Origin of the sequence: Actinomadura kijaniata (genome assembly GCF_014138665.1) — a bacterium.
GTDB classification, from domain to species: domain Bacteria; phylum Actinomycetota; class Actinomycetes; order Streptosporangiales; family Streptosporangiaceae; genus Spirillospora; species Spirillospora kijaniata.
In genome coordinates this window covers 386,874-411,131 of the sequence record NZ_JACJIA010000002.1, presented here as the reverse complement: position 1 = coordinate 411,131, position 24,258 = coordinate 386,874, and the positions used below count along the sequence as shown (strand labels likewise).

The 24,258-nt window shown below is 67.9% G+C and carries 27 protein-coding genes; 13 read left to right on the top strand and 14 right to left on the bottom strand.

Going from position 1 to position 24,258, the window contains the following annotated elements:
* Positions 1-8: 8 nt before the first annotated feature.
* Together HNR61_RS09085 and HNR61_RS09080 are read right to left on the bottom strand one after the other, a co-directional pair.
* Positions 9-1,367, bottom strand: a complete 1,359-nt coding sequence (locus tag HNR61_RS09085) for an FtsK/SpoIIIE domain-containing protein (RefSeq protein ID WP_182842676.1) — start codon at positions 1,365-1,367, stop codon at positions 9-11.
* An 11-nt stretch (positions 1,368-1,378) separates the two neighbouring features.
* Positions 1,379-1,753, bottom strand: a complete 375-nt coding sequence (locus HNR61_RS09080) for an SCO3933 family regulatory protein (RefSeq protein WP_182842675.1) — start codon at positions 1,751-1,753, stop codon at positions 1,379-1,381.
* A gap of 138 nt (positions 1,754-1,891) precedes the next feature.
* Between HNR61_RS09080 and HNR61_RS09075 the strand changes: the two genes are divergently transcribed.
* The 3 genes from HNR61_RS09075 to HNR61_RS09065 all read left to right on the top strand — a co-directional run bounded on the left by HNR61_RS09075 (position 1,892) and on the right by HNR61_RS09065 (position 4,126).
* Positions 1,892-2,275: a winged helix-turn-helix domain-containing protein gene (locus HNR61_RS09075; RefSeq protein ID WP_182842674.1), complete on the top strand. Its 384-nt coding sequence runs from the start codon at positions 1,892-1,894 to the stop codon at positions 2,273-2,275.
* 262 nt (positions 2,276-2,537) lie between these two features.
* Entirely contained in the window at positions 2,538-3,578 is a 1,041-nt protein-coding gene (locus HNR61_RS09070; protein ID WP_182842673.1) for a P-loop nucleotide/nucleoside kinase family protein, read from the top strand.
* An 11-nt stretch (positions 3,579-3,589) separates the two neighbouring features.
* Entirely contained in the window at positions 3,590-4,126 is a 537-nt protein-coding gene (locus tag HNR61_RS09065) for a guanylate kinase (RefSeq protein ID WP_312897820.1), read from the top strand.
* Here HNR61_RS09065 and HNR61_RS09060 read toward each other — a convergent pair whose 3' ends face one another.
* Entirely contained in the window at positions 4,127-4,456 is a 330-nt protein-coding gene (locus HNR61_RS09060; protein ID WP_182842671.1) for a hypothetical protein, read from the bottom strand.
* Between the two features lie 662 nt (positions 4,457-5,118).
* Positions 5,119-5,361, bottom strand: coding sequence for a hypothetical protein (locus HNR61_RS09055; RefSeq protein ID WP_182842670.1), 243 nt, complete (start codon positions 5,359-5,361; stop codon positions 5,119-5,121).
* Positions 5,362-5,519: 158 nt separating this feature from the next.
* Here HNR61_RS09055 and HNR61_RS47465 point away from each other — a divergent pair, with 158 nt between their 5' ends.
* From HNR61_RS47465 to HNR61_RS09040, 3 genes are all read left to right on the top strand, one after another.
* The gene (locus HNR61_RS47465) at positions 5,520-6,449 is read left to right on the top strand and encodes an AAA family ATPase (RefSeq protein ID WP_246442378.1); all 930 of its coding nucleotides are present in this window, start codon (positions 5,520-5,522) and stop codon (positions 6,447-6,449) included.
* A gap of 320 nt (positions 6,450-6,769) precedes the next feature.
* Positions 6,770-8,506, top strand: a complete 1,737-nt coding sequence (locus HNR61_RS09045) for a DUF262 domain-containing protein (RefSeq protein ID WP_182842669.1) — start codon at positions 6,770-6,772, stop codon at positions 8,504-8,506.
* Positions 8,493-9,719, top strand: a complete 1,227-nt coding sequence (locus HNR61_RS09040) for a type II toxin-antitoxin system HipA family toxin (protein WP_182842668.1) — start codon at positions 8,493-8,495, stop codon at positions 9,717-9,719. Before HNR61_RS09045 ends, HNR61_RS09040 begins: the two co-directional genes overlap by 14 nt.
* Before the next feature lie 641 nt (positions 9,720-10,360).
* On the opposite strand, the gene HNR61_RS09035 is transcribed toward HNR61_RS09040, so the two are convergent.
* Entirely contained in the window at positions 10,361-10,936 is a 576-nt protein-coding gene (locus HNR61_RS09035) for a hypothetical protein (protein ID WP_182842667.1), read from the bottom strand.
* A gap of 13 nt (positions 10,937-10,949) precedes the next feature.
* Positions 10,950-12,452, bottom strand: a complete 1,503-nt coding sequence (locus tag HNR61_RS09030; RefSeq protein ID WP_182842666.1) for a hypothetical protein — start codon at positions 12,450-12,452, stop codon at positions 10,950-10,952.
* Between the two features lie 266 nt (positions 12,453-12,718).
* Between HNR61_RS09030 and HNR61_RS09025 the strand changes: the two genes are divergently transcribed.
* The 4 genes from HNR61_RS09025 to HNR61_RS09010 are packed head-to-tail and all read left to right on the top strand — an operon-like array spanning position 12,719 to position 14,563.
* On the top strand, positions 12,719-13,339 hold the full coding sequence (locus HNR61_RS09025) for a hypothetical protein (RefSeq protein ID WP_182842665.1): 621 nt from the start codon (positions 12,719-12,721) through the stop codon (positions 13,337-13,339).
* 32 nt (positions 13,340-13,371) lie between these two features.
* Complete coding sequence (locus tag HNR61_RS09020; RefSeq protein ID WP_182842664.1) at positions 13,372-13,659, top strand: ArsR/SmtB family transcription factor; 288 nt, start codon at positions 13,372-13,374, stop codon at positions 13,657-13,659.
* Positions 13,656-14,045 (top strand): VOC family protein, encoded by a 390-nt coding sequence (locus tag HNR61_RS09015; protein WP_182842663.1) that lies wholly within the window; start codon positions 13,656-13,658, stop codon positions 14,043-14,045. Before HNR61_RS09020 ends, HNR61_RS09015 begins: the two co-directional genes overlap by 4 nt.
* 41 nt (positions 14,046-14,086) lie before the next feature.
* Entirely contained in the window at positions 14,087-14,563 is a 477-nt protein-coding gene (locus HNR61_RS09010) for a macro domain-containing protein (RefSeq protein WP_182842662.1), read from the top strand.
* Between the two features lie 3 nt (positions 14,564-14,566).
* Here the strand turns inward: HNR61_RS09010 and HNR61_RS09005 are convergent, their stop codons facing one another.
* From HNR61_RS09005 to HNR61_RS08985, 6 genes are all read right to left on the bottom strand, one after another.
* Positions 14,567-15,013 carry a hypothetical protein gene (locus HNR61_RS09005; protein WP_182842661.1) on the bottom strand — a complete coding sequence of 149 codons (447 nt, stop codon included), beginning with the start codon at positions 15,011-15,013 and terminating at the stop codon, positions 14,567-14,569.
* Positions 15,014-15,071: 58 nt separating this feature from the next.
* Positions 15,072-15,836 (bottom strand): ABC transporter permease, encoded by a 765-nt coding sequence (locus tag HNR61_RS09000; RefSeq protein WP_182842660.1) that lies wholly within the window; start codon positions 15,834-15,836, stop codon positions 15,072-15,074.
* 2 nt (positions 15,837-15,838) lie between these two features.
* A complete protein-coding gene (locus tag HNR61_RS08995) occupies positions 15,839-16,756 on the bottom strand; it encodes an ABC transporter ATP-binding protein (protein ID WP_182842659.1) in 918 nt (305 codons plus the stop codon).
* Between the two features lie 87 nt (positions 16,757-16,843).
* On the bottom strand, positions 16,844-17,440 hold the full coding sequence (locus HNR61_RS08990; RefSeq protein WP_246442375.1) for a Rossmann-fold NAD(P)-binding domain-containing protein: 597 nt from the start codon (positions 17,438-17,440) through the stop codon (positions 16,844-16,846).
* On the bottom strand, positions 17,437-17,709 hold the full coding sequence (locus HNR61_RS47460; protein WP_246442373.1) for an SDR family oxidoreductase: 273 nt from the start codon (positions 17,707-17,709) through the stop codon (positions 17,437-17,439). Before HNR61_RS47460 ends, HNR61_RS08990 begins: the two co-directional genes overlap by 4 nt.
* Before the next feature lie 243 nt (positions 17,710-17,952).
* Entirely contained in the window at positions 17,953-18,864 is a 912-nt protein-coding gene (locus tag HNR61_RS08985; protein ID WP_182842658.1) for a class I SAM-dependent methyltransferase, read from the bottom strand.
* A 47-nt stretch (positions 18,865-18,911) separates the two neighbouring features.
* Here HNR61_RS08985 and HNR61_RS08980 point away from each other — a divergent pair, with 47 nt between their 5' ends.
* Positions 18,912-19,484 carry a helix-turn-helix domain-containing protein gene (locus HNR61_RS08980; RefSeq protein WP_182842657.1) on the top strand — a complete coding sequence of 191 codons (573 nt, stop codon included), beginning with the start codon at positions 18,912-18,914 and terminating at the stop codon, positions 19,482-19,484.
* A 417-nt stretch (positions 19,485-19,901) separates the two neighbouring features.
* On the opposite strand, the gene recQ is transcribed toward HNR61_RS08980, so the two are convergent.
* Together recQ and HNR61_RS08970 are read right to left on the bottom strand one after the other, a co-directional pair.
* Positions 19,902-21,944, bottom strand: coding sequence for a DNA helicase RecQ (gene recQ / locus HNR61_RS08975; RefSeq protein WP_312897819.1), 2,043 nt, complete (start codon positions 21,942-21,944; stop codon positions 19,902-19,904).
* Positions 21,945-21,982: 38 nt separating this feature from the next.
* Positions 21,983-22,666, bottom strand: a complete 684-nt coding sequence (locus HNR61_RS08970; protein ID WP_182842656.1) for an HAD family hydrolase — start codon at positions 22,664-22,666, stop codon at positions 21,983-21,985.
* A gap of 196 nt (positions 22,667-22,862) precedes the next feature.
* On the opposite strand from HNR61_RS08970, the gene HNR61_RS08965 reads away from it, so the two are divergent.
* Positions 22,863-23,342 carry a hypothetical protein gene (locus tag HNR61_RS08965; protein ID WP_182842655.1) on the top strand — a complete coding sequence of 160 codons (480 nt, stop codon included), beginning with the start codon at positions 22,863-22,865 and terminating at the stop codon, positions 23,340-23,342.
* A 103-nt stretch (positions 23,343-23,445) separates the two neighbouring features.
* Entirely contained in the window at positions 23,446-23,817 is a 372-nt protein-coding gene (locus HNR61_RS08960; RefSeq protein ID WP_182842654.1) for a phage holin family protein, read from the top strand.
* Positions 23,818-24,258 lie beyond the last annotated feature (441 nt).

The window sequence follows — 24,258 nt, the reverse complement described above, 5'->3', positions numbered from 1 at the left end:
TCGGCAGGTCAGGCGGCGGTCGGCCAGCCGGGGTCGGTCGTGAGCGCCGAGCCGATGACGGTGTCCCAGGCGGGGGTCAGGTAGGCGCAGCCCAAGGCGGCGGCTTCGGCGGCTTCCTCGGAGACGTAGACCGAGCGGGCGCGGTACCAAGCGCCGTCTTGACCGGCGACGATGCACACGCCGGGGGTCTCGGCGGGGATGGCGCGGGCGGCGTCCAGGGCGGCCGGGTCCATGTCGCCAAGGGTCATGTTGGCGGTTTCGGGGTCGTTGACGCGGTGGCAGACCCGCCCAGAGAGCTGCGCCCGCAGCGCGGTGACGCCGGGACCCAGGTCGGAGCCGATGCGCTGGCCGCACACGATCAGGTGGACGGCGAACGCGCGGCCCAGTTGGGCGACCCGCAGCAGCGCGGTCCCGGTGCGCACCACTTCGTCCTTCTCGCTCTTGTCGGCCATGAGGAACAGTTCGGCGACTTCGTCGATGAGGACGATGATCGGGACCGGACGCAGAGGTTCGGGCAGTTTCCACACGTTGCGTGCACCGTGGGAGCGGCACAGCGCCATGCGATCCTCCAGCTCGCGGACCAAGTCATCCAGCAGGGCGCAACATTCCTTGCGCGTAGTGGCCAACGCCGACAGCCGGGGAGCGTAGGGGGTGAACTCGACGCCGCCTTTGAGGTCGAAGCCGACGATGGCGACCGGCTGTGGGGCCAGGGCCTTGATGATCGCGTTGGCGAGGTTGGACTTGCCCGATTGGGTGGCCCCGGCGTTCAGCCAGTGCGGCACGACCCGGAAGTCGATGATCCAGTCTTGACCGTTCTCCAGCTTGCCGGGACGGACCTTGAGCAGGTCACCGGTCTCGGGGGTCACGGTGACCTCGGTCAGCGGGTCGCGCATGGTGGCCCACAGGGTGACGCGACCGGGGCGAACGTCGACTACGCGCACCGAGTGCACCCGCCAGGCGTGGGCGATGCCTTCGGCCGCCTTCTCGTAGTCGGCGGGAACCTGCCCGTCGCTGAGTCGCAGCCGCACGCGCCAGCCCAGCCGGGTCGGCCGAGGAAGGCCGAGACGGGGAGCCTTGTCGACATCGACGCGGCTCATCCGGCGCTTGTGCTGTACGACAGCGACGGTGTTGCGGGCGGCGGCACCAGCCAGTGGGACGGCGTCCAAGGTGAAGCGCCACCGCCGCCGCTTGTGGGCCAGCCCGCAGCCAGCCGCGACGTTGGACCAGGTCAGGTAGACCAGCACCACGCGAGCCGGGAAGCCCACGCCGTACCAGAACGAGACTGGGTGCCAGCGCCGCCAAGCCCACAGACCGACCGTGACGGCGACCAGGAGGACGAGGAGAAGGTAGGCGTCGAGATTCGTCATCAGGGGTCCCCTCAAGCGGCGTTCGCCGAGGCGGAGCCGTCGGCGTCGGCGGGCGGGGCGGACGACAGAGCGGCCGGGACGATGTCAGCCGCGCGGTAGGCGATGCCCCAGCGCAGTCGACCGTTGATCTCGCGGTCCCAGGGCGCGGCGACCAGGCCGACCGGCCGGACGATCTGGCCAACCGTGATCTCGGGGTCCTTGGAGAGCGAGACGTTGACCAGCTCGACGCGGCCCATCTCGTCGGCGGCCGACAGGCCGGCTGTGAAGACGGTTTTACCGTCGCGGTCGATCTTGACCTCTCCGGTCTCCTGATTGGCCAGCTTGGGGCGGGGCGGGGCGACGCACACGAACGTCAGGGCGGTGGTGTCGACGGGGATGGAGCGCATGTGGCTACCTCCAGATGCAGGTGAAATACTTAGACAACATAGTCAGCTTAGACGTCTATGTTGTCAAGGTCTTCCTGGTTCACTTAGCTGGCGAGCTGTGCTGAACTGGAGGAGCTGAGCCACGACGGAAGGCGGACGATGGTCAAGAAGACTGGGCGGCCCGGTTACCTACAGATCGCCGATGACCTGCGGCAACAGATCCGGGACGGTCGCTTGGCCCCCGGCGACGCACTACCGTCGATCGCCCAGCTCACTCGTGACTACGACGCGTCCACCGGAGTCGTGAAGTCTGCGATCAGCGTTCTCCGCACCGAGGGACTGGTGATCGGTCAGCAGGGCAAGGGAGTGTTCGTCCGCGACCAGGCCGACGTCAACGAGCCCGCCGCGTCCGCCGGGAACGACGTCCTTACGAAGCAGTTGGCGGAGATCCTTGGGGCGGTTCGTGACCTCGGGGACCGGGTCGCTCGTCTCGAAGAGAGTGTTTTTCAAGAACCGTCGAAAGCTGATCGATCCGACAGATGAGGTCGTCCAGCTCTGCGAGGATCAGCCCGACCAGATCCTCAGGAGTCCGCGCCCGTTCGCTGTTCTCCGTCATTGGAGACCGCCTCCTGTGGTGATCCGTCCGCTTGTTCGGTACACGGAAATTCCAGCTCAGGAGGCGTGTGAAGCCCATCACAGGCAGCTCACCGGGTTCTTGCACACCGGTTTACACATCCGCTTTCACATCCCCCACGCAGGCCGGGCGGCCAGTCGTCGAGCCTGCGGTGAACGGAAAGGCCGAGAGATGACCACGACCAAGCAGCGGCCTGGTTGGCGGCCCGAGCGGCTTCGGGAACGTCGTGAGGCGCACGGTCTGAGCCTTGAAGCCGCCGGGGACAAGTTGCGCCAGGTCGCCGACCGCGCCAACCTCCGCATCGCGGGCAACTTCCAAACGATCTGGTCGCACGAGACCGGCAGCGTTTATCCGGGGCCGCACTACCGGCGCGCCTACTGTCTGATGTACCAGAGCACCGAGCCTGACCTCGGGTTCCGGCTGCCGCTGCCCAGTGAGCAGGAGGCCCCGTCCGCCGTGCTTCCCGTACCGACTCCGACGACCAACCCTGCAGTGACCGAGGAAGCCGCCTCCGCGATCTCTAGCGGCCTCGACCATGTCACCGACGGAACCCAGGACTATGATCCCGCCGCCGGAGAGGTCCTGAAGAACCGCGTCGTCAGCGCATGGCGCGGCCGGATGCTCACTGACGGCGTGAAGAGGCCCGTGCTTGTGCTGGTCGGTGGCTACGCCGGGTCGGGCAAGACCGAGTTCGCACGGTTTCTGGGAGACGTGACCGGTTGGGCGTTCCTGGACAAGGACTCCCTCACCCGCCGCTTGGTAGAGCGTCTGCTTGTCTCCCTCGGCGGTGACCCGCACGACCGCCACAGCGAGCTGTATCTCAACGAGGTGCGGCCACTTGAGTACAAGTGCCTGATGGACACCGCGAACGACAACATCGACTGCGGGATCTCCACCATCCTGACCGCGCCGTTCATTGCCGAACTGAACGATGAGGGATGGATGAGCCGCCTCACCAACCGGTGCAATGCCAAAGGCATGGACGTTGCGGCGATCTGGGTCCGATGCGATGTCGAGTCGATGCGGGAGTACATCGAGTTCCGCGATGCGCCGCGCGACGCGTGGAAGCTCGCGAACTGGGACGAGTACATCCAGGGCATCGACACTGAGCACGCGCCGCCCGGCGTTCACCTGACCATCGACAACCGCCAGGGTGCGGCGATCAGCATTGCCGACCAGACGCGGGAGGCGCTTCGTAAGATTCTCGGGTGACTCCCCGAGGCGTGATCCTGTACGGCCCACCGGCCAGCGGCAAGGACACCGTCACCGCCGCGTTGTCCGAGCTTGACGAGCGGTTCGCGCTGCTGACCAAGCTCAAGGCCGGCAGCGGCCGGGGCACCGGCTACCGGTACGTCTCGTCCGAGGACTTGCAGGCGCTTCGCGACGCGGGACGTCTGGCCGTGGAGACCGAACGCTACGGCAACCGCTACGCCGTTGACCGCCAAGATGTTGAGGACCTGGTCGAGGCCGGGCGGGCGCCAGTGATTCATATGGGCGACACCCAGGGGATTCGCGAGTTGTGTTCGGCGGTCCCACTTGCGTGGACGCGCGTGCGGCTGTGGGTCCCGCGCGAGATCACGGCCGAACGGTCGAAGGAGCGCGGCGACACCGACACCGCCCGCCGCGTTGAGGCATGGGACGAGGCCGACGCCGATCTACGCGCGGCGGGCGATGCGGTGACGTTCGATCTGACGATCCGCACCGATGAGAGTGAGCCGATGGAGTCGGCGAAGCGGATCGTTCGAGCCGTGGGCTTCTGATCAGCTCACTTCGCCGCGTTCGATGCGCAGCAGCCCGCCGCGTGCGTTGCCGAGAAGGCGCTGTACGCCCTCCATCGTCTGCTGGCAGATCCCCAAGTCCACCAGGGCCGTATCAAACTCGCGCAGTTCCGCGCCGGAACGAGTGCGCCGGGTTCTGCTGAGACGATCTTCCAGCATCCTCAGACCCTCGCCGCAGTCGCTGAGAGCGTCGATCATGTATTCCATGACCATGCCTGCCGCCGCGTCGGTCGGCGTTCCAGACTCCCGAACGGCTTGAAGAAGCCGTTCGGCTTGATCGGTGAGCGCGCGGGCTTCTTGTTCGAGGGACAACCTCTCACCTCTTCTGTCTGGGACGGCGGGTCGCCGGAGGCCAGGGCCACCCGTCCACCTGAACCACCGCATCACGCAACTCCCGAGGGTTGACCGCCTCCACCAGACGCAGGCCCCGTCTTGCTCTGACCAGCGCCCACCACTTGCCTGTGGCCTGTCCGTACCAGGCCGACAGCACATGGCCGAACTCTCTCTCCAGGGCCGCCGCCCGTTGATCAATGGTCATCACAAGTGCCCCGCATTCGGGGGTGAGCAGAGCCCCGCCCAAGCGAACAGCGCCGTGACCTTGGTCGCGGCCAACTCCGGATCAGCACAAGAAGACAGCCACTCACCCGTACTCGCCTGGTAGCTCCAACCGTCGACGTCCCGGACGGCCGCGATGCTCTCGCCGACGATCGCCACCTCGGGCAGGAAGACACGCAGGAGAACCGGCGTCTCCGCGTAGCGGCGTTGCGTCGCCCAGCCGTGAGCGTGCAGCCTTCGCTCAAGCCGGTTGAGCAGCCGCCGCGCCCGCCAGGCAGACCACCTCCGAGACAGAGGCGACACGACCGACAGAACGCCGGGCATGCCCGCCGGCCGCGCCGTCTCCGTCCGGCCTCCCTGAGCCACTCGGGGTTGAACGGCCCCTTCTGGTGAAGGAACGGTCCTACCCTCGCGTTCCATCACCGGGCTTCCTCGTCTCGCGCGAGCGCCCGCTCACGCTCGTTGATCAGCGCCGCCCGCAGCTCCGAAGGCGTCGAGCGCATCACGGTCGGCTCGATCCCGGCAGCCGGGTCGTGCAGCGTCGCGACCCAGTCCCCGGGCTTGCCGTCGTAGCGGGTCGCCCGCCAGATCGAATGGCCGGGGAAGTCGGCACGAAGGTGTGCCAAAACCATGTCCTCAGCTTGTGCGCGGGTGTCGTTCACCAGGAGTCCTCGTATCTGGCCGCCGAGCCCGGGACATGTCCCGCGGATTCGAACGGCGGGTTGAGTTGTGCTCCCCAACCTCGCGCCGTCCCTGGTTTCACACAGGAGCCTGACAGGTGGCCAGCGGGGGGCCAGACTTGATCCGGGAGGCCACTTCGATGACCACTCAGCGACGTAGAGAGTTCGGCAAGTACCTCGCCCGCCTACGCGGCGACCTCAGCCAACGCGCCGCCGCAGCTCTGCTGTGCGACCTATCCGGTTCCAGCACCCTGACCCGACACGAGATCTCCCGCTGGGAACGCGGCGACCGCATCCCCGACGACTGGCTTCCTTTCATCTCCCGCGCCTACGGCGTCCCGCTCCCCGTTCTGGAGCGCAAGGCGGCATGGGCACGAGGAGCCGGAGCGTCCGCCGAGACGGTCCCCATCGACTTGTCGCCGTTCTTCCCTGAGGCCAACGCGTTGCAGGCCCGCATTGCCAGCGCCATGCACGCCCGCGCTATGTCCACCGCCGGAACCAGCCCGGTCCTGGTCCTGGTCGGTGGCTACGCCGGATCGGGCAAGACCGAGTTCGCCCGCTTCCTGTCCGACCTGACCGGCTGGGCGGTCCTGGACAAGGACGCTCTCACCCGCCGCATGACCGAGCGCCTACTGATCTCCATCGGCGGTGATCCCCACGACCGCCACACCGACCTCTACCGTGCCGAGGTCCGCCCACACGAGTACCGATGCCTTCTGAACGCGGCCTACGGCAACATCGACACCGGCGTATCGATGATCCTGGCAGCCCCGTTCATCACCGAGCTGCACACCCCCGGATGGCTGGAACGCCTCACCCACCGCTGCCAGGGCCGAGGCGTGGAGATCGCCGCCCTCTGGATCAACAGCGATCTCGACACCATGCACGAGTACATCGAGACCCGCGACGCTCCGCGCGACCGCTGGAAGCTCTCGCACTGGGACGAGTACTCCAGCACCTTGACCAAGGACCCACCGCCCGGAGTGACGGCCACCATCGACAACCGCCTAGGAGCAGCCGTCAGCCTCGCCGACCAAACCCGCGCCACCCTCCGCAGACTCCTGAACTGACCAGCGGGACCAGAGCAACCAGAGCGCCGGATGAGAACTTTCTCTACGTCTTCAAGGGCGCCCGCTACGCGGTTGCCGCCGGTCGGTCCGGGCCGGGCATGCGGCCTCTCCGGGTCGACCCACCCCGGCCGACCTGCGGTCAGAGGGCGCGGCAAGTAAAGCCGAGCAGATCCGGGCATGATGGTCCAGACTGGAGGGGAAACCTGTGGTGTGCCCTCGGGACACTCGCACCTGAATCACCAAGTATTCGCGAAACGAGTGCTGCCAGGCCAGGTTCTCACTGAGCTAGCAGCGTCGATATTGGGAGCAGAGCCAGAACCGTGAGTGACGGACTAAATACTCGCCCGACGGCCTCAACATTCGAGGTCGACCAGCTTATGAAATTGGCGTGGACCGGAAAAATTCGAGTGCCCCACTTCCAGCGCGGCTTCCGCTGGGGCCAAGAAGACGTTAAGCGCCTTTTCGATAGCATCGTTAAAGGTTACCCAGTCGGCAATCTCCTCTTCTGGGTGAGATCCGCACCAAAAGGAGAAGTTAACCTCGGAAACCTGCACTTCCCGGTAGAGAAGATGGATCAGGCTCTCTGGGTAGTAGACGGCCAGCAGCGAATTGTGAGCCTTGCCAATGCCCTCCACCCCAAGGGGCAAGAAGACCCTCGATTTTCGCTATCTTACGACCTGGAGCGACGACAATTTAGCCAGTCACCCTCCGAAGAGAGTCCGCTGGTCATTCCCCTTCCTACTCTTTTTGACCTGAAGAGAATCCTTAGCTGGTTTGCAAGGTATCCCGAAGTCGTAGAGTACGTCGAATATGCAAACGAGATTAATCAAAGTCTAAGGCAATTTCAAGTTCCGGCATACCAGGTATCCGATGCCGATGTTTCGGTTCTACAGGACATCTTCTCCAGGGTGAATAGCTATGGGAAGCGACTGAGTAGGGCCGAGATTTTCTCGGGCCTGACCGCAACTAACGAGGATACACAGGCAGGTTATAGCGGCTCTCTTTCCATAGAATTGATAGCCGAGAAGGTTGAGGCTGAGCGCAACTTCGGCCGCATCGACGATGACACTATCCTCTATTGCATCCTAGCTCGCCGTGGGCGCAACATCGCTCGGAACCCGCGTCCGGAGTTCGACGAGGAAAACAAATCCACGGAATTTCCCGGTGAGAGCCGCGAAGATGCCTACTCTGCTGGCGCACAAGCTATCGACCTAGCAGTGAGTTTTCTTCAAGAGAAAGCAGGAGTTCCGCACTTCACCTTCCTGCCTTACCGTAACCTGCTCGTTGTCCTAGCTCGATTCTTTGCACATTTTCCTGAAATCGATGAGCGAGACCAGCAACTCCTGCGTCGGTGGTTCTGGCGGGCCGCCATGGTCGGCCCGTATATCTTCAAGGGAAGTGCCACCGGTGCCATGCGTACGCTGGCGGGCAAGATCACACCAGGTGATCTCAATGGTTCACTGTCGGCTCTACTCGACGCAGTCCAGACCGATGTTCGTCAACCTCCGGGCATCACACGCTTGAAGAGCAACGAAGGTGCGGGACGCATAATCCTCTGTTCTTGGTGGAGTCTCAAGCCCAAGCTGTGGAATGCGGAATTGACAGAGTTTGATGAGATCACCCCTGAACGCTTGGCGACATGCCTAGTCGATAGAGCAACTGCGTCTTTCGCCCTAGAAACGGTTCTACCTAACAGGGTGGTGCCTGTCGCGCAGCGGCCTTGGGCCGCCAACCGTATCCTGCTTGCTCCCATTGATGATGAGGAAAACGGTACGCTGGACGACCTTATCCTTCGCTTCCCGAGGCCTGACAAGGAAGAGGCATGGCAGGATGCGCTCGTCTCGCACAATCTAAGCAGTCAAGTCAGAGGGGCATATGAGGCCAGGGATTTTAAGCATTTCATCCAAACCCGCCAAGAGCTTATCGGTCAAAACCTTCGCAACTTTCTTGACCGGATGTGTGAATGGGATCTGGAGAATACTCCATCTCTGAATAGACTCATTCTGGAGGACGAGCTTGCAGAGGACGAGGAGGACAGAGAAGATGTCCTCTTCTGACCTCCGGGCATATGGTGTTTGGCTCCAAGACGTCAAAGTTGGTTCTCTATATCAGAGAGTGGACCGGACTCGATTCATTCTAGATCAGAGTTATATCCACGACCCTCATCGACCAATCCTCGGTCTCGTTTTTGAACAGAACCTGAATCGAATACATTCTAGCCAGCTCAAGCTTCCCGAATGGTTCTCGAATCTCCTTCCAGAGGGGCGCCTCAGGCAGTGGATTGCAGAAGATCGGGGTGTTTCCTCTCAGAGAGAGATGGAACTGTTGGCGCAGGTAGGGCACGATCTCCCTGGAGCCGTGCGTGTTCTGCCGGGAGATGAGTCCCCAGATGATGTCCCATGGGAAGACGTTGCCAGTTCGACTGGCCCCGAAACAGCAGACCACGGAATCCGGTTCTCCCTAGCCGGCGTTGCGATGAAGTTTTCCATGATCCGCAAGGGAGACCGCCTTACTATGCCTGCGTATGGCGAAGGGGGTGATTGGATCGTCAAACTGCCGGATAGGACTTATCGCGATGTTCCTCTTAACGAGTTCGCCATGATGACCCTCGCTGGAGCCGTTGGCATCGCGGTTCCCGAGATCAAGCTGATAACGCGCGACAAGTTCGATGGTATTCCGGAAAGCGCTTGGCCTGGAGAGGAGGAACACGCATTCGCAATCCGCAGATTTGATCGAGACGATCAACGGAAGCGCATTCATATCGAAGATCTGGCTCAGGTTAGGAACCTGTACCCCTCGCGCAAGTATGACGGAAACTTCGAGACAGTGGCTAGCCTAATATATCGTGGTCACGATGAAGCTGCACTCCTGGAGTTTACCAGAAGATTGACATTCTGCATTCTCATCTCTAATGGAGACGCACATCTCAAGAATTGGTCACTTATATATCGCGATCCGCAAAAACCAACTCTTTCCCCAGCCTACGATCTGTTGTGCACATCAGCCTATCAATTCAAAGAGTCTCCTGAAGACCTAGGCTTGAAGTTCGGCGGATCGAGAGCCTTTCATGATGTCTCACTTGCCACCTTCGCTCGCCTACAACAGCGACTAGGAGTGAAAAGCATAGATTTGCCTGGATGTGCAAGAGACATTGTCGCGAGGGTGACAAGTTCCTGGCCAGAGATCGCAAGTTCCTTGGACAGGAGTCAGGCGCTACAGAGCGCAATAGACAGCAGTATCAGAATGAGAACAAAAACCCTACTTCGCTAGCATTGAATACATCTGTTCCGCGTTATAGCCGCTGAGAATGGCAAGTTGTATAGATGTCATTCCGAAGCCCATTGGTCAGTCTATGGCTAGAAAACGCACTGGGTGGTCATGGCGGCTCAGCAGTTGGATCTTCCGCTAGCTGGACGAAAGCGAAGCGGGGGCTTCGCAGCCCCAGCCTCCACGGGCGGGAGGGCACGCCCGCGCGAAATTTTCTGTCACATCGTCTCGCCGTTCACGCGGACGCACCCTCCGGGACGGCTAGCGTTCTAACGCGAGCGCTAACAACCATGCTGAATGACCTTGCACGGCGGTGGGCGTGCGGAGGGACGCGGCCAAGTCAGGGGACGTGTGTAGACGGCACTGGACGCTCCTAGTCTTGCTACGGATCAGAAGGTTTGGGGTTCGAATCCCTACGGGTGCGCAGTAGCGCAAAGGCCACTTCCAATATTCGGAAGTGGCCTTTGTGCTTTCCACGAGGGCTGAATGCTTCGGCTGCTGTGGCTGCGTGGATGAGCAGTTCGTTCCGGCAGTGTTCTTGGTTGGTCGCCATCATCGAGGTGCGGCCCGGGTTGGGTTTGCTACCCGGGCCTAGAGCGTCTTACGTCATCCTCAGGGATTGGTTGTCGGGCTGTTCGTCGCGTTCACCCGGACGAGGTGTGTGGTTCGGCGCGTTGGAGGAGAGAGCGGGAGAACACCAGGTTGTACCTGGTGGGGGCTGTGGCTGGTGGCTGGTGGGTGAGGGAGTAGGAGGCGTAGGGGGCCCACAGTTCGATCTCTTCCAGGGGACCGAAACGGCTCTCGATTTCGGGTTTGGTCGCCGTCCATGGTTTGAGCTGAGAGGGGTCGGCGGGGAGCGGGATGTTCGTCGCGGTTCGCACGAAGCGTTCGTCCCAGACCATGCCGTCGGAGCGGCCGTAGACCTCTAGGGCGAAGTCGGGCCACAGGCGGAGTGCGAAGGTGCGGACGGTGAATCGCCGGCCTGCCTCGTGGCGTTGCTCCTCGTGCAGGGGTGGACCGAGGATCTCGCTGATCGGGGCGAAGGAGGGGCGCAGCATGAAGTTCTCCGCCAGGACGCGCTGGTAGGAAGCCTCCAGGGTGTTCCGGTTCGCGCCGACCACGGCCAAGGCTTCTTCGACGAGGTCGGGTGGGGCATCCACCATCGCGTGCAGCATGAACAGCTCGTAGTCGAGCGCGGTCAGTGGCGTGTCACCCGGCATCGTGTCGGTCTCCTCAGTCCAGGAACTCAATCCTGACCTCCTTGGCTTCCTCGTCGTACCAGCGGGTGGATTTGCGCATGGTCACCGTTCCGTCTTTGGAGACCACGAAGGTGTCGGGGACGGTCGGGTGACCCGGCACCACGGCGATGTCGCCGTTGGGCAACGCGATCTGCCCCGCTTGGCCCCAGGCGCGTTGTGCCGCGTGCATCGCGGCCTCGGCCGCCTCTCGCCGGGGCAGCCCGAGTCCGTTGACCCGTTCGACGATATGGGCGCGTCGGCCTGAGGTGAGCTGCTTGGCCTCGGCGCCGATCACTGTGCCGAGCAGCCCGGCGCCGTGCTGCTCGTAGACACCGCGCAGGCCGCCCGAGGCCGTGGCGAGCTCCCGCAGTTCTTCATCGGAGTGCCGGCCGAATCCCACCTTTGGCCGTTGTTCGGCTGAACCACCGCTACCGGCGACCTTGCGGTCGGGCGGGCTTTTGCCCGGGCCTGCCACTCGGACGTCGCCTGGGGTGGGGGGTGGGGTGGGTTTGGCGGTCTTCAGGGGGGTGGGGGGCAGGTCCTTGCCTGCTTTGGCCAGATCGGTTCCGGGGGGTTTGCCTGCGGGGTGGGTTTTGCCGCTGAGGGTGCGGACGCCTGTTCCGAGTTTGGACGTCGCGCCCGCGCCGCCTGTGAGGACCGTCAGCACGATGTTGGGGCCCAGGCGGCCGTAGGCGCGGAGGGGGTCGCGTTTCCACTCCTCCCAGTCGATCACCGCCTTGGCGAGTGCCACCGGGTCCTGGACGCCTTCGTACAGTCCTTTCAACTGGCCGATCGGTCCGCGTTCTCGCCATCCGCCGGGGTCGATCATCAGGTAGTACGGGGCGGTCCAGGGGTTGCCGGCCAGGCCCGCCAGTCCGATGTCCTTGAGCGAGTCCCAGACGCCGGGGAGGTAGCTGCGCCAGTAGCCCTGCCAGGGAGGAGCGTCGTGTCGGGACAGGGCGGTCCGGACGGTGGCGAGCGCCGTGTGCAGTTGCTCCTCTTTGAGGAGTTCGGCGCGGCGGTGTTCGAGGTCTTGGTGTTGGCCGGAGAGCCATTGTCCGGCCTGTCTGATCCGGGTGCCGGGGGCGGGGTCGAGTCCGAGTCCGGTCAGGACGCGTGCCAAGGAGCTACCGGCGTTCTGCCAGGCGGCGCCGGCCTGGGACAGTTCGGTGGCCAGTGTGTTCAGCAGGTTCGGAGATCCGGAACGGATGTCGCCGCCGCGTGGGCCGCTTGGAGGGCCGGGTACGTGGGGCTCGCGGACGCGGGGTGGATGAGGGGCCTGGGCGGCCAGCCGGCGTACCTGGTCGAACGCCTCGTAGAACGCCGTCCGGGCTGTGCGATGCCGTGCGGCCATGCCGGTGAACAGCCGGTCGGCGGCCGGGCCGCTCAGGGCCCCGTCCAGCAGCGTCGTGTACGCCCTGTTCAGGGCCGGGCCGTACTGGTCGGCGAGCCTCCTGACGCGCGGGAGCTCGGCCGCGGCGTGCTCGGCGCGGCTCAACGGGCCGCCTCGCCATCGCCTTCGGGGCGATTCGTTCGCAACACGAGGTGGGGACCTCCGGCCGTGGGGGCGGCGGATCACGGGGACCAGGCCACAGGTAACGCACTGTCAAGTCACCCGTCAACAGACTTGCGGTGAGTGAGGAGAAGGGTTGCCGGAAGTGGTCGTGTTGTGTTGGGAATGGCTGGTTGTTCATGGGGGTGTGGTCGGGGCGGGCGCGGTCATATGGGTTTTGTCGCTATCGTCGGCTTTTTTGAGGGGTGACGATGGGGACTTTCGCGGAGGGGCCGCCCGAGGAGCTGGTGGCCGCGGCGGCGGCGCAGCCGGGCGGGTGGGTGTACGAGATCGACTCGGCGTGGGTCGACGATCCGGACGGGCACGTGCCGCCGGAGGCGATCCGGGGTGGCTGGAAGGTCGGCGACGACGGGCGGCTGACCGGGGAGTTCCACGAGAACCCGCGGTACGCGGTGGTGCGGGACGACTACTCGGCGTTGGACGAGCCCGACCAGTGGATGGGGTGGCTCGGGGAGAACCCGGGCGCGTACGTGCGGGAGCAGATCGCCGACATCCTGAACCGTCAGGTGTCCGGGTCGGTGCTCGAATGGCTGCTGCTGCGGGAGCGGGCCCGGTGCCTGACCGGGGCGCGGAGGGAGGAGGGCGACGGGGACCCGGTGCTGGTGACGCGGACCGGGTTCGTGGTGGCGTTCGTGCTGGCGGTGCGGCCGCCGCACGGCCGGCAGGCCGTGCTGAACGGCGTCTTCACGTGGGCGGCGGCCGGGCTCGACCGGCCGGGGGCGCGGCGGGACCGGGTCTGGTTCGACCTGGACGCCGGTCTGGACTGGGCCGAGGAGCAGTTGAAGACCAGGATCTACGAGGTCGGGGGCTGACAGGCAAGTGAAGGCTTGCCTATAGTGGGCGTGTGGGCGACGTATTCAAGGCCCTGTCCGAGCCGACGCGCCGCAAGCTCCTCGACGAGCTGGCCGAGCGGGACGGGCAGACGCTGTTCGAGCTGTGCGCGCGGCTGACCATGAAGCATGGTCTGACGTCCTCGCGCCAGGCGATCTCGCAGCACCTCGCCGTGCTGGAGGACGCCGGGCTGGTCGAGGTGCGGCGCGAGGGGCGGTACAAGTTCCATCACCTGAACACGGCGCCCCTGGAGCGCATCGCCGACCGATGGCTGCGCCGGACCGAAAGGGAACGACCATGAGGATCTACGTCACCAGCGTCCTCGTCGACGACCAGGAGGAGGCCCTGCGCTTCTACACCGAGGTGCTGGGGTTCGTGAAGAAGACCGACGTGCCCGCGGGCGGGGCCCGCTGGCTGACCGTGGTGTCGCCGGACGCGCCCGACGGCGTGGAACTGCTGCTGGAGCCGTCGGGGCACCCGGCGGCCGGGCCGTTCAAGGAGGCGCTGGTCGAGGACGGGATCCCGTTCACGTCGTTCGCCGTCGACGACGTGCAGGCCGAGTACGAGCGGCTCAGCGGGCTCGGCGTGCGCTTCACCCAGGAGCCCCTGGACGTGGGGGCGGCGGTGATCGCCACCTTCGACGACACCTGCGGCAACCTCATCCAGATGGCCCAGCTCAAGGGTTAACCGGGTGCGTTCTGCCGGTGCGTGGCGTTATGTTCCGTCCTATGGAGGCGGTTCGGTACGTGCGGGGTGACGCCACGTCGCCGCAGGCCAAGGGCGTGAAGGTCGTCGCGCACGTCTGCAACGACCTCGGCGGCTGGGGCAAGGGGTTCGTGCTGGCGGTGTCGCGGCGCTGGAAGGAGCCCGAGGCGGCCTACCGGGCGTGGCACCGGGAGCGGGCGCGCAACGACTTCGGGCTCGGCGCGGTGCAGTTCGTGCGGGTCGAGCCCTATGTGTGGGTCGCGAACATGGTCGCCCAGCGCGGCTACAAACGCGGCGGCAAGGGCGTGCGGGTCCAGTACGACGCGCTCGACCGGTGCCTGGAGAAGCTCGGCGAACGGGCGCTGGAACTCGGCGCGTCCGTGCACATGCCGCGCATCGGCGTCGGGCTGGGCGGTGGCAAGTGGTCCGCGGTCGAGCCCCTCGTCGAGCGGCGCCTGGCCGAACGCGACGTCCCCGTCACCGTCTACGACTTCGACTGAGCCTCAGCGGCGGCGCGGTGAACGCAGGAACGCGGCGGTGCGGGTGTCGCCGGAGCGCTCGCCCATCACGACGACGCGGTCGCCGACGGCGAACGCCGACAGCGAGGAGCGTTCACCGCGCTTGCCGAAGCGGGTCCGGTCGTTGGTGGTCCACTGCCAGGTCACGCCGTCCTCGCTCTTCACCGACACGGTCGCGCCGGACCTGGCGGTGATCTGGCCGCGCTGCCAGGTCCGCAGCTTGAACGCGCCGTCGCGGTTCTTGACCGTGGCCTCCCCGTGCAGGCCGAGCCCGCCGCGATGGTGCCACCGCTGCCCGTCGCCACGCGGGGCGGCGGCGGGGGTGACCTCGGACGCCGGTCCGCTCGCGGCGGCCGGAACGGTCAGGTACAGGCCCATGCCGAGCAGGCCCGTCGCCGCCGCCCCCAGGGCGATCTTCTTGTTGACGTTCATGCGTCCCCAGCCAACCGGAGGCGGCTGAAGGAGGACTGGGGGTTTCCTGAAAGTTCGCTCAGGCGTCGCGGCGGCGCAGCGCCGTCCGCGCCCCGACCAGGAACACCGCCGTCCAGACGGCCAGCAGCGCCAGCCCGGCGGCGGGGCCGTAGGAGTCGCCGCCGCCGTTCATGAAGTGGCGGCCCGCCGAGGACGGAAGCGCGTCGGAGACCCACCGCCCGAGCGCCGTGCTGGAGCCGTCGATCAGCATCGGCAACGCCATCAGGAACAGGAACACCGTGGTCACCGCCCCCGCCGTGCTGCGCAGCAGCGTTCCGATCCCCAGCACCAGCACGCTGGTCAGCGCCAGGTAGACGCCGATCGCCGCCGAGTCGGCCAGCGTCCCGCCCACCGAGAAGCGGCCCCAGCCGCCCAGGAGCGGGGCCGCGACCGCCGTGCCCAGCAGTCCGAGCAGCATCCCGGTGGGGAACGCCACGGCGGCCAGCACGGCCGACTTGGCCAGCAGCACCACCCCGCGCCGCGGCGCCCACCGCAGCGTGGTGCCGATGCTCCCGGTCGCGTACTCGGCGGTGATCGTCAGGATGGCGAGGGTCAGCACGACGAACTGCACGAGGTCCACCGCCCCGACCGCCGTCTCGCTGGCCACGACGACGCCCAGGTCGTCGCCGGGGACGTCGTTGGTGTTGTTGTGCACGGTGCTGGTGGCCAGGGTGAACGCCATCGCCGCCATCAGCGCGAACGCGCCCGCCAGCGTCCACCAGGTGGAACGCAGCGACCACAGCTTGGTCCACTCGGCCGCGAAGGCCCTGCGTAGTATCTCCACCGTCACACCCCCGCCCTGTCGGAGACGCCGTACTCGACGCTCGCGCCGGTCAGTTCCATGTACGCCTCCTCCAGCGAGGCGGCCTGCGTCCTGAGCTCCAGGAGCGGGACGTTCAGCTCGTGGGCGAGGAGCCCGACGCGTTCGATCGCGACGCCCGACACCGTGAGCGTGTCGCCGGCGCGGCGCGCCTCGGCGCCGAGCCGTTCGGTCAGCGCCCTGGCCAGCGTGGCGGCCTCGGGGCTGCGCACGCACACGACGTTGCGGGAGCTGCCCGCGATGATCTCGGCGGTCGGCGCGTCCGCCAGCAGCCGCCCCCGGCCGATCACCACGAGACGGTCGGCGGTCAGCTCCATCTCGCTCATCAGGTGGCTCGACACGAACACCGTGCGGCCCTCGGCGGCCAGCGACCGCATCAGCCGCCGCACCCACAGCACGCCGTCGGGGTCCAGCCCGTTGACCGGCTCGTCGAACAGCAGCACCCGCGGGTCGCCCAGCAGCGCGCCCGCGATGCCGAGCCGCTGCCCCATGCCGAGCGAGAACGTCCCCGCGCGCCGGTCCGCGACCGCCGTCAGGCCGACGGTCTCCAGCACCTCGTCGACGCGCCGCGCCGGGATGCCGTTGCCGCGCGCCATCGCCAGCAGGTGGGCGCGGGCGGACCGGCCGGGGTGCAGCGCCTTGGCGTCCAGCAGCGCCCCGACCTCCCGCAGCGGCCACCGCAGCGTCGCGTACGGCCGCCCGCCGACCAGCGCCTCGCCCGCGGTCGGCCGGTCCAGCCCCACGATCATGCGCATGGTGGTCGACTTGCCCGCGCCGTTCGGACCGAGGAAGCCGGTCACCCGCCCGGCCCCGATCTCCAGCGTCAGGCCGTCGACGGCGGTGGTGTCCCCGTACCGCTTGGTCAGTCCCCGCAGTGTGATCATCGGATCCCCTCCGTTCGACCACGAACGCTAGGGACCGGTCCTCGCCCGCCGCAGTGCGCGAACGTCGGCCACCGCCCCCGACTTTCGTCAGGGCCGCAGGTCGCCGGCGTGGTCGCGCGCCCACTCCGCGAACGTCCGCGCCCGCCCCGTCACGGCCTCGGCGGTCGGCAGCGGCCCGAACGCCGACAGGTCGAGCGCGCCCCGGTCCTCCGGGTCGGCCGGGGCGCCCGAGTAGTCCTTGAAGCCGAGCAGGAAATCGGCGTTGTCGGCGGCGAACCCGCCCTGCCGCCGGTAGATCTCCCGGGCCCGCCCGGGCGTGACCCGTTCGAGGCGGACCTCCCGGCCGAGCGCCTCCCCGATGATCCGGACCTGGTCGCGGACGCTCAGGAACTCGGGCCCGTTCAGCGTGTACGCCCGGCCCGCGTGCCCGTCCTCCAGCAGCGCGGCCGCCGCGACGTCGGCGATGTCGTCCTCGTGGACCGGGCACCAGGTCGCGTCGGGGAACGGGTCGCGCACGACGCCCTCGGCGCGGATCGACGGCCCCCAGATCCACAGTTTGTTCAGCATGAACTCGCCGGGCCGCACATGGGTCCACTCCAGCCCGGACGCCTCGACGGCCTGCTCGACGGGGAGGTGGAAGTCGGTGTCGTAGCCGCCCTCGACGGCCCCGGACGACAGCGTCACGACGCGCCGCACCCCGCCGCCGCGAACTTCCGGCCCACCTCCTTGGCGGTGGCCGCGACGGGGAAGAGGTAGACGCGCTCGACGCCGTCCAGGGCTCCGTCCAGGGAGTCGGGGTCGGTCAGGTCGCCGCGCACGACCCGCACGTCGCGGGGGAGGGCGGCGTTCTCGGGGGCGCGGCTGATCGCCCGGACGGGGACGCGGGCGCGGACGAGCCGGTCCACGACGCGCCTGCCGATCTGTCCCGTCGCTCCGGTCACCAGAATGGTCATGGCCGTTCCTCCTCGTTGGCGGGCATGCCGAAGAAGCCCGCCGGGGGCGTGAATTGCCGGTACTTCATCCTGGGGTCGGCGACACCGGGCGAGCAAACGCGAACACGGTGTTCACATACGGCTCCTACCTGCGAAAACGATGCCGTCGAAGGAAAGCGGACGGGTTTGCTTTTCGGAGTGTCGTCGCTGCTCAGCGCGTCGGGGAAACGTTTCTCCGAATTATTTTCCCGTGCCGGTGCGGGCTTATGGGCGTGCGGCGGTCCAGACCGTCCGGGTGGCGCGGACGGTGAGGTCGGTCCGGCGGAGGACGCTGTGCGGGCCCTCCTCGTCGAGGAGGGCGTCGAGGGCGGCCAGGTCGTCGGGGGCCAGCCGGTCGCCGAGGTGGGAACGGAACTTGCGCAGCAGTTCCCGGGCGTAGCGGTGGGCGGCGGGCGGCGGGGACGCCTGCTCGAAGCTCAGGACGCGCCTGTCCTCCAGGGCGAAACCGGCTTCGGTCAGGTACGGGCCCCAGTCGATGTCCAGGCGCGGGCCATGCCGCTCGCGCCGTTCGGCGAGGACGGCGTGGCAGCGCGCCTCCAGCCCGGAACGGCCGAGGCCGAGGTCGTCGGGCAGGAAACGCGGGAAGCCGTCCAGCTCCAGCACGGCCAGCAGCCCGCCGGGGCGGAGCGCGGCGAAGACCTCGCGCAGCACGCGGCCGGGGTCGGCCAGATGGTGCACGGACGCGGACGCCCACACCAGGTCGACGGTGCCGACGGGCGGCCACGCGTCGTCGAGGTCGGCCTGGACGGTGGTGACCCGGTCGGCCATCCCGAGGTCCTGGACCTTGTGCCGGAGGCGTTCCAGCATGGGCTCGGCGGCGTCCACGGCGATCACCTCGGCGTCGGGGAAGCGCCGCAGCAGCGCGACGGTGCCGGTGCCGGTGCCGCTGCCCAGGTCGAGGATCCGGCGCGGCGGCCGGTCGCCCGCCGACCCCGCCAGCCGTCCGGTCGTCTCCGACAGCAGGGAGTGCAGGACCTCGGCGTCGAGATCCAGCATCTCCGCGAGGCCGGGGTCGTCGGCCGCGCCGTGCCCGTGGTGGCCGTGCCCGTGGTGGCCGTGCCCGTGGTGGCCGTGCCCGTGGTGAGGGTTCTGGTGTCCGTGCGGTTGGGAAGTCATGTCACGACTGTATGAGCTTCTTGCGCGTAGGTCATATCATCTTGCGTATGGCGCAAGAAGAGGTCGATGTACTCGTCCGGGGACGCATCCGAGGGCTGCGGCTGGCCAAGGGGTGGTCGCTGGACGACCTGGCGGCGCGCTGCGGGCTGAGCCCCTCCACGCTGAGCCGGATCGAGACGGGCGGGCGGCGGATCGGGCTGGACCAGCTGGTCGCGATCGCCCAGGCGCTGGAGACCACCCTCGACCAGCTGGTGGAGCCCGCCGGCGACGAGGACGTGGTGATCCGGCCGAAGCACGACGAGGCGCGGGGGTTCACGGCCTGGACGCTGAACCGGGACACCGGCCCGCACGGCCTCACCGTGGCGAAGATCCGCATGACCAAACCGGTGCGGCGCGGGGTCGACGAGCTGAAGGTCCATCCGGGGCGGGACTGGTTCACGGTCCTGTCGGGGACCGTGACGCTGCTGCTGGGCGACCGGACCATCCTGGTCGAGGCCGGTCAGGCGGCGGAGTTCTCCACGATGGTCCCGCACGCGTTCGGAGCCCACGACGGCCCGGCGGAGATCCTGACGATCCTCGACCCCGACGGCAAGCGCACCCACCTTCGCAAGAGGAAGTGAACGCCGCCCCGGCCTCGCCGGGGAGCCAGGAAGCCCCGACTATGGGTCGATGCGCACCCCGAATCGGGGCCGGAACGTCAGCGCTCCTGTCGATGCGGGACACGCCTCGGGTGCGCTTCGTCAGGCCGCCGCGACCGTATACCCGGCCGTCCGCAGGGACACCGGCTGACGCGGGCGTCTCCGCTCTCGTTCCCCGCACCCACGGACGGCGGGACACGCCCGGCTGATGCGGCGGGTTAGGCCGTGTTTCAAAGCCCTGGCCTACGGCGCTCGCCCTGGGGGCTCGCACCTCACCAGGGCTTGGCGAGCGCGACATCGCTTCGCGATCTGACCTGCGGGCCCTCGCCTGCGGCGTCGGGCCCGCAGGTCAGGTAACGCGCTCGCGTGCGCGGCTGAGGCCCACTGTGATAACAGGCCCTAGGCGTAGGGGTCGTCGTAGAAGTCGGGCTCCGGGGGAAGCGGGAAGTCGTCGTCCGCGCCCGGACGGGCGGCGGGAACGGACGGCGCGTGCGCGAGCTCCTCCGTGGTCGGGGAATCGGAGGGCTGCGGGGGCGCGGGGGTGGCCAGAGGCTGCTGGACGGGCGCGTCCGGCGGCGCGGCGCCGGTGGGCGCGGCTCCGGTGAACTCCGCCAGCGTCTCAAGGACCTGCTCGCCGTACTTCGTCAGCTTGCTCTCGCCGATCCCGCTGATGCCCCCCAGCTCCGGCAGCGTCGTCGGGCGGGCCGTGGCGATCTCGCGGAGGGTGGCGTCGTGGAAGATGACGTAGGCGGGGACGCCCTGCTCCTTCGCCGTCGCGGCGCGCCAGGCGCGCAGCCGCTCGAAGAGGGGCGCGGCCTCGGCGGGCATGTCGACGGGGGCCTTGCGCTCCTTGGCGGCCTTGGCCTCCCTGGCGACCTTCGCGCGCTCGGGCTCGCGGCGCATGAGGACCTGGCGCTCGCCGCGCAGGACCGTCGCGCTGGCCTCGGTGAGGACCAGGGCGCCGTAGTTGCTCTCCACGGCGACCAGGCCCTGGGCCAGCATCTGGCGGACGACGCCGCGCCACTCGGCCTCGCTGAGGTCCGCGCCGAGGCCGAACGGCTTCAGCTCGTCGTGGTCGAACTGGATGACCTTGGCGGTCTTCTTGCCGCGCAGGATGTCGATGATGTGGCCCGCGCCGAACTTCTGGCGGCGTTCGCGGTCCAGGCGGACGACCGTGGACAGCACCTTCTGCGCGGGGATCGTGGCCTCCCAGGTCTCCGGGGGCGTCAGGCAGGTGTCGCAGTTGCCGCAGGGACTGGACTCCTCGCCGAAGTAGTCCAGCAGGCGGACGCGGCGGCAGTCGACCGTCTCGCAGAGGGCGAGCATCGCGTCCAGGTGCATCGACAGGCGGCGGCGATGGTCGGCGTCGCCCTCCGACGCGTCGATCATCTTGCGCTGGCTGACGACGTCGTTGAGGCCGTAGGCGAGCCAGGCGGTCGAGGGCAGGCCGTCGCGGCCCGCGCGGCCCGTCTCCTGGTAGTAGCCCTCGACCGACTTGGGCAGGTCGAGATGGGCGACGAAGCGGACGTCGGGCTTGTCGATGCCCATCCCGAACGCGATCGTCGCGACCATCACCAGGCCGTCCTCGCGCAGGAAGCGGGACTGGTTGGCGGCGCGGACCGGGGCGTCCAGGCCCGCGTGGTAGGGCAGCGCCTCGATGCCGTTCGAGGACAGGAACTCGGCGATCCTCTCCACGGAGTTGCGGGACAGGCAGTACACGATGCCCGCGTCGCCGTCGTGCTCGGTGCGCAGGAACTGGAGGAGCTGCCGCTTGGCGTCGGTCTTCGGCTCGATGCGGTACTGGATGTTCGGGCGGTCGAACGACGCCACGAAGTGCCGCGCGTCGGTCAGCCCGAGCCGGGTGGCGATCTCCTCGCGGGTGGTCGGGGTCGCGGTCGCCGTCAGCGCGACGCGCGGCACGTCCGGCCAGTGGTCCTTGAGGTGGGACAGCAGCAGGTAGTCGGGGCGGAAGTCGTGGCCCCACTGGGAGACGCAGTGCGCCTCGTCGATCGCGAACAGGGAGATCGTCCCGCGGCGCAGGAGCTCGACGGTGGCGGCGAGGTTGAGGCGCTCGGGGGCGAGGTAGAGGAGGTCGAGCTCGCCCGCGACGAACTGGGCCTCGACGACGCGGCGCTCGTCGAAGTCCTGGGTGGAGTTCAGGAAGCCGGCGCGCACGCCGAGCGCCTGGAGGGCGTCCACCTGGTCCTGCATCAGCGCGATCAGCGGGGAGATCACCACGCCGGTGCCCTTCCGGACCAGCGCGGGGATCTGGTAGCACAGGGACTTCCCGCCGCCGGTCGGCATCAGCACCAGGGCGTCGCCGCCGCCGACGACGTGGTCGACGATCGCGGCCTGTTCGCCCCGGAACGCGTCGTAGCCGAAGACGCGCTGGAGCGCCTCAAGAGCCTCGGACACCTCGGGAGCACGCGTTGGGGAAGTCACCGGGCCATAGTACGAACCGGCGGTGACGTTCCGCGCGATTAGCCGGCAGGCTGTGGACGACTCCTCGCCGCGATCCCGCGGAGCAGCTCCGACGTGATCTCGTCGAGGTCCCCGGCGACGTGCGCGGCCAGTTCCAGGGCGTCCTCGGCGGGCGGGTAGCGGGGGTGCGGAACGGCGATCACGGTCATGCCCGCGTCGTGGGCGGAGCGGAGGCCGTTGCTGGAGTCCTCGACCGCCACGCATCCGGTGGCGGGGACGCCCAGGCGTTCGGCGGCGGCGAGGTAGCCGTCGGGGGCGGGCTTGCCGCGCTCCACCTCCTCGGTGGAGACCGTCGCGGCGAACCGGTCCGCCACGCCCATCGCCGCGAGCACCGTGTCGATCAGCGCGCGCGGGGAGGAGCTGGCCAGGCCGAGGACGGCGTCGCCGGAGAGGCGCTCGACCGCCGCGACCGCGCCCGGCATGAGCGGCAGGTGGTCGGCGTACCGGGCCTTCATGCGCTCGACCACGTCGGCGGCGACCCGCTCCGGGGCCAGCCCGCCGATCAGGTCCTCGCCCAGGTAGGCGGACCACTCGGCGGTGCTCATGCCCATCAGCCGCTCCTGGGTGTCCGGACGCCACTCGCCGCCCCGCTCGGCGACGTAGGCGCGCCGGACCTCCTCCCAGACCGGCTCGGTGTCGATCAGCACGCCGTCCATGTCGAACACCACGGCCCGCACGGTCATGCTCACTCCCGGTGGGTCCAGGCCGCCGCGGCGGCCCGCCGGCCTCTCCGGCAACGATCATCATGCCTGCTCGCCCTCCCCGGCAAACCCGCCGCCAACTGCGAATACCGGGATGAACCAGCATGATCCACAGAAGTTCTGGCATGGTGGTGGCCCCCGCCACCGTCTCCGGAAGCCACGGAGAGGAGAACCGCACATGCTGTTGTTCGTCGGTCTGGTCCTGGCCGTCGCGGCCGTCGCCGCGGCGGTCGGCGTGGTGATGGCCAACTCCGCGCCCACCACCCTCACGGTCTTCGGCGAGGCCGTGCCCGGCGTCGCCCACCAGTGGCAGGTCTTCCTGGCCGGGGGCGCCGTCGCGACCGTCTTCATCGTCGGCATGATGGTCACCTTCATCGGCGCGGGCCGCACCATCCGCGCCCGCCGCGACCTGAAGGAGATGCGGGCCAAGCACGAGAAGTCGCTCACCACGCTGGAGATGGAGAAGCGCCAGCTCCAGCAGGAACTGGCCCGCGTCCGGCGCAGCCAGGCGGCCGCCCCCGCGCCCGGCCGCGCCGCTCCCGCTCCCGCTCCTGGCCGTCCGGTCGCCTCCCGGCCCGCCCCGAACGCCCCGGCCCGCGCCGCCACGCCGCGTTCCCAGGTGAAGGCCGCGTCCCCGTTCTTCGACCGCGCCGACTGAGCCCCCGGCGCGATCCGAGCAGTCCTTCGGGAGGATGACGGGCCCGGCGATATCGCATCGCAGAGGGATGGCCACGACCGCCGGACCGGCGCATGATCGTGGTGTGTGGATTCTTCTCAAGGTAGCCGCCACCGCCGCCGCGCTGTGGGTGGCGACCATCCTCGTCTCCGGACTGTCCGTGGGCGGCGACACCACGGGTGAACGGGTGCTCACCCTGGTCGCCGTCGCGGTCATCTTCGGACTGGTCAACGGCCTGATCAAACCGATCGTCAAGTCGCTCGGCTGCGCGTTCTACGTGCTGACCCTGGGCCTGATCGGCCTGGTCGTCAACGCGCTGCTGCTCATGCTGACCGGCTACCTGGCGGACCGGCTGAACCTGGCGTTCGAGGTCGCCGGGTTCTGGTCGGCGTTCTGGGGCGCGATCGTCGTCGCCATCGTCGGCTGGCTGCTCGACCTCCTCATCAAGGACGACTAGACCGCTCTCACCAGGACGTCTCGACCTCCGGCGCAACGATCCGCGCCCAGCGTGAACGCCCCGCCGAACCCGACCTCGGCGGGGCGTTCGCCTGTCCGGAGGGAGCCCGGACATGAGTGACGGGACGCCGCGCGTCGACGACCGTCCCACCGCCTTGGTCGTGACCGGGATGGTGGACCACGTGCCGGAACCGGCCGCGATCTGGACCGCCCAGGACGGGCGGCCGCTCCTCGCCGACGGGTGCCTCCCCACGCCGCACAAGGCGGTCCGGCGCGTCGCGGACCACCTGATCGACCGGCTGGCGGAGATCGGGGACCGGATCGCGGGGCGGCCGACCTCGCCCCGTCGTTCACCCCCGGGGACCTGGACGAGGCGCGCAGCCGGCTCGCCCGGCGACGGGTGGAGGTTCCGGCAGATCGCCTTCCACGTGGCGGAGACCTC

Excerpts from the sequence above, each read along its gene's own strand:
- HNR61_RS09040 (WP_182842668.1), top strand. The coding sequence starts at position 8,493 with ATGTCCTCTTCTGACCTCCGGGCATATGGTGTTTGGCTCCAAGACGTC.
- HNR61_RS09025 (WP_182842665.1), top strand. The coding sequence starts at position 12,719 with ATGGGGACTTTCGCGGAGGGGCCGCCCGAGGAGCTGGTGGCCGCGGCG.
- HNR61_RS08970 (WP_182842656.1), bottom strand. The coding sequence starts at position 22,666 with ATGACCGTGCGGGCCGTGGTGTTCGACATGGACGGCGTGCTGATCGAC.
- HNR61_RS09070 (WP_182842673.1), top strand. The coding sequence starts at position 2,538 with ATGACCACGACCAAGCAGCGGCCTGGTTGGCGGCCCGAGCGGCTTCGG.
- HNR61_RS47460 (WP_246442373.1), bottom strand. The coding sequence starts at position 17,709 with ATGACCATTCTGGTGACCGGAGCGACGGGACAGATCGGCAGGCGCGTC.
- HNR61_RS09015 (WP_182842663.1), top strand. The coding sequence starts at position 13,656 with ATGAGGATCTACGTCACCAGCGTCCTCGTCGACGACCAGGAGGAGGCC.
- HNR61_RS08980 (WP_182842657.1), top strand. The coding sequence starts at position 18,912 with ATGGCGCAAGAAGAGGTCGATGTACTCGTCCGGGGACGCATCCGAGGG.
- HNR61_RS09075 (WP_182842674.1), top strand. The coding sequence starts at position 1,892 with ATGGTCAAGAAGACTGGGCGGCCCGGTTACCTACAGATCGCCGATGAC.
- HNR61_RS09085 (WP_182842676.1), bottom strand. The coding sequence starts at position 1,367 with ATGACGAATCTCGACGCCTACCTTCTCCTCGTCCTCCTGGTCGCCGTC.
- HNR61_RS08995 (WP_182842659.1), bottom strand. The coding sequence starts at position 16,756 with ATGATCACACTGCGGGGACTGACCAAGCGGTACGGGGACACCACCGCC.
- HNR61_RS09080 (WP_182842675.1), bottom strand. The coding sequence starts at position 1,753 with ATGCGCTCCATCCCCGTCGACACCACCGCCCTGACGTTCGTGTGCGTC.
- HNR61_RS08985 (WP_182842658.1), bottom strand. The coding sequence starts at position 18,864 with ATGACTTCCCAACCGCACGGACACCAGAACCCTCACCACGGGCACGGC.
- HNR61_RS09005 (WP_182842661.1), bottom strand. The coding sequence starts at position 15,013 with ATGAACGTCAACAAGAAGATCGCCCTGGGGGCGGCGGCGACGGGCCTG.
- HNR61_RS47465 (WP_246442378.1), top strand. The coding sequence starts at position 5,520 with ATGACCACTCAGCGACGTAGAGAGTTCGGCAAGTACCTCGCCCGCCTA.
- HNR61_RS08965 (WP_182842655.1), top strand. The coding sequence starts at position 22,863 with ATGCTGTTGTTCGTCGGTCTGGTCCTGGCCGTCGCGGCCGTCGCCGCG.
- HNR61_RS09010 (WP_182842662.1), top strand. The coding sequence starts at position 14,087 with ATGGAGGCGGTTCGGTACGTGCGGGGTGACGCCACGTCGCCGCAGGCC.
- HNR61_RS09035 (WP_182842667.1), bottom strand. The coding sequence starts at position 10,936 with ATGCCGGGTGACACGCCACTGACCGCGCTCGACTACGAGCTGTTCATG.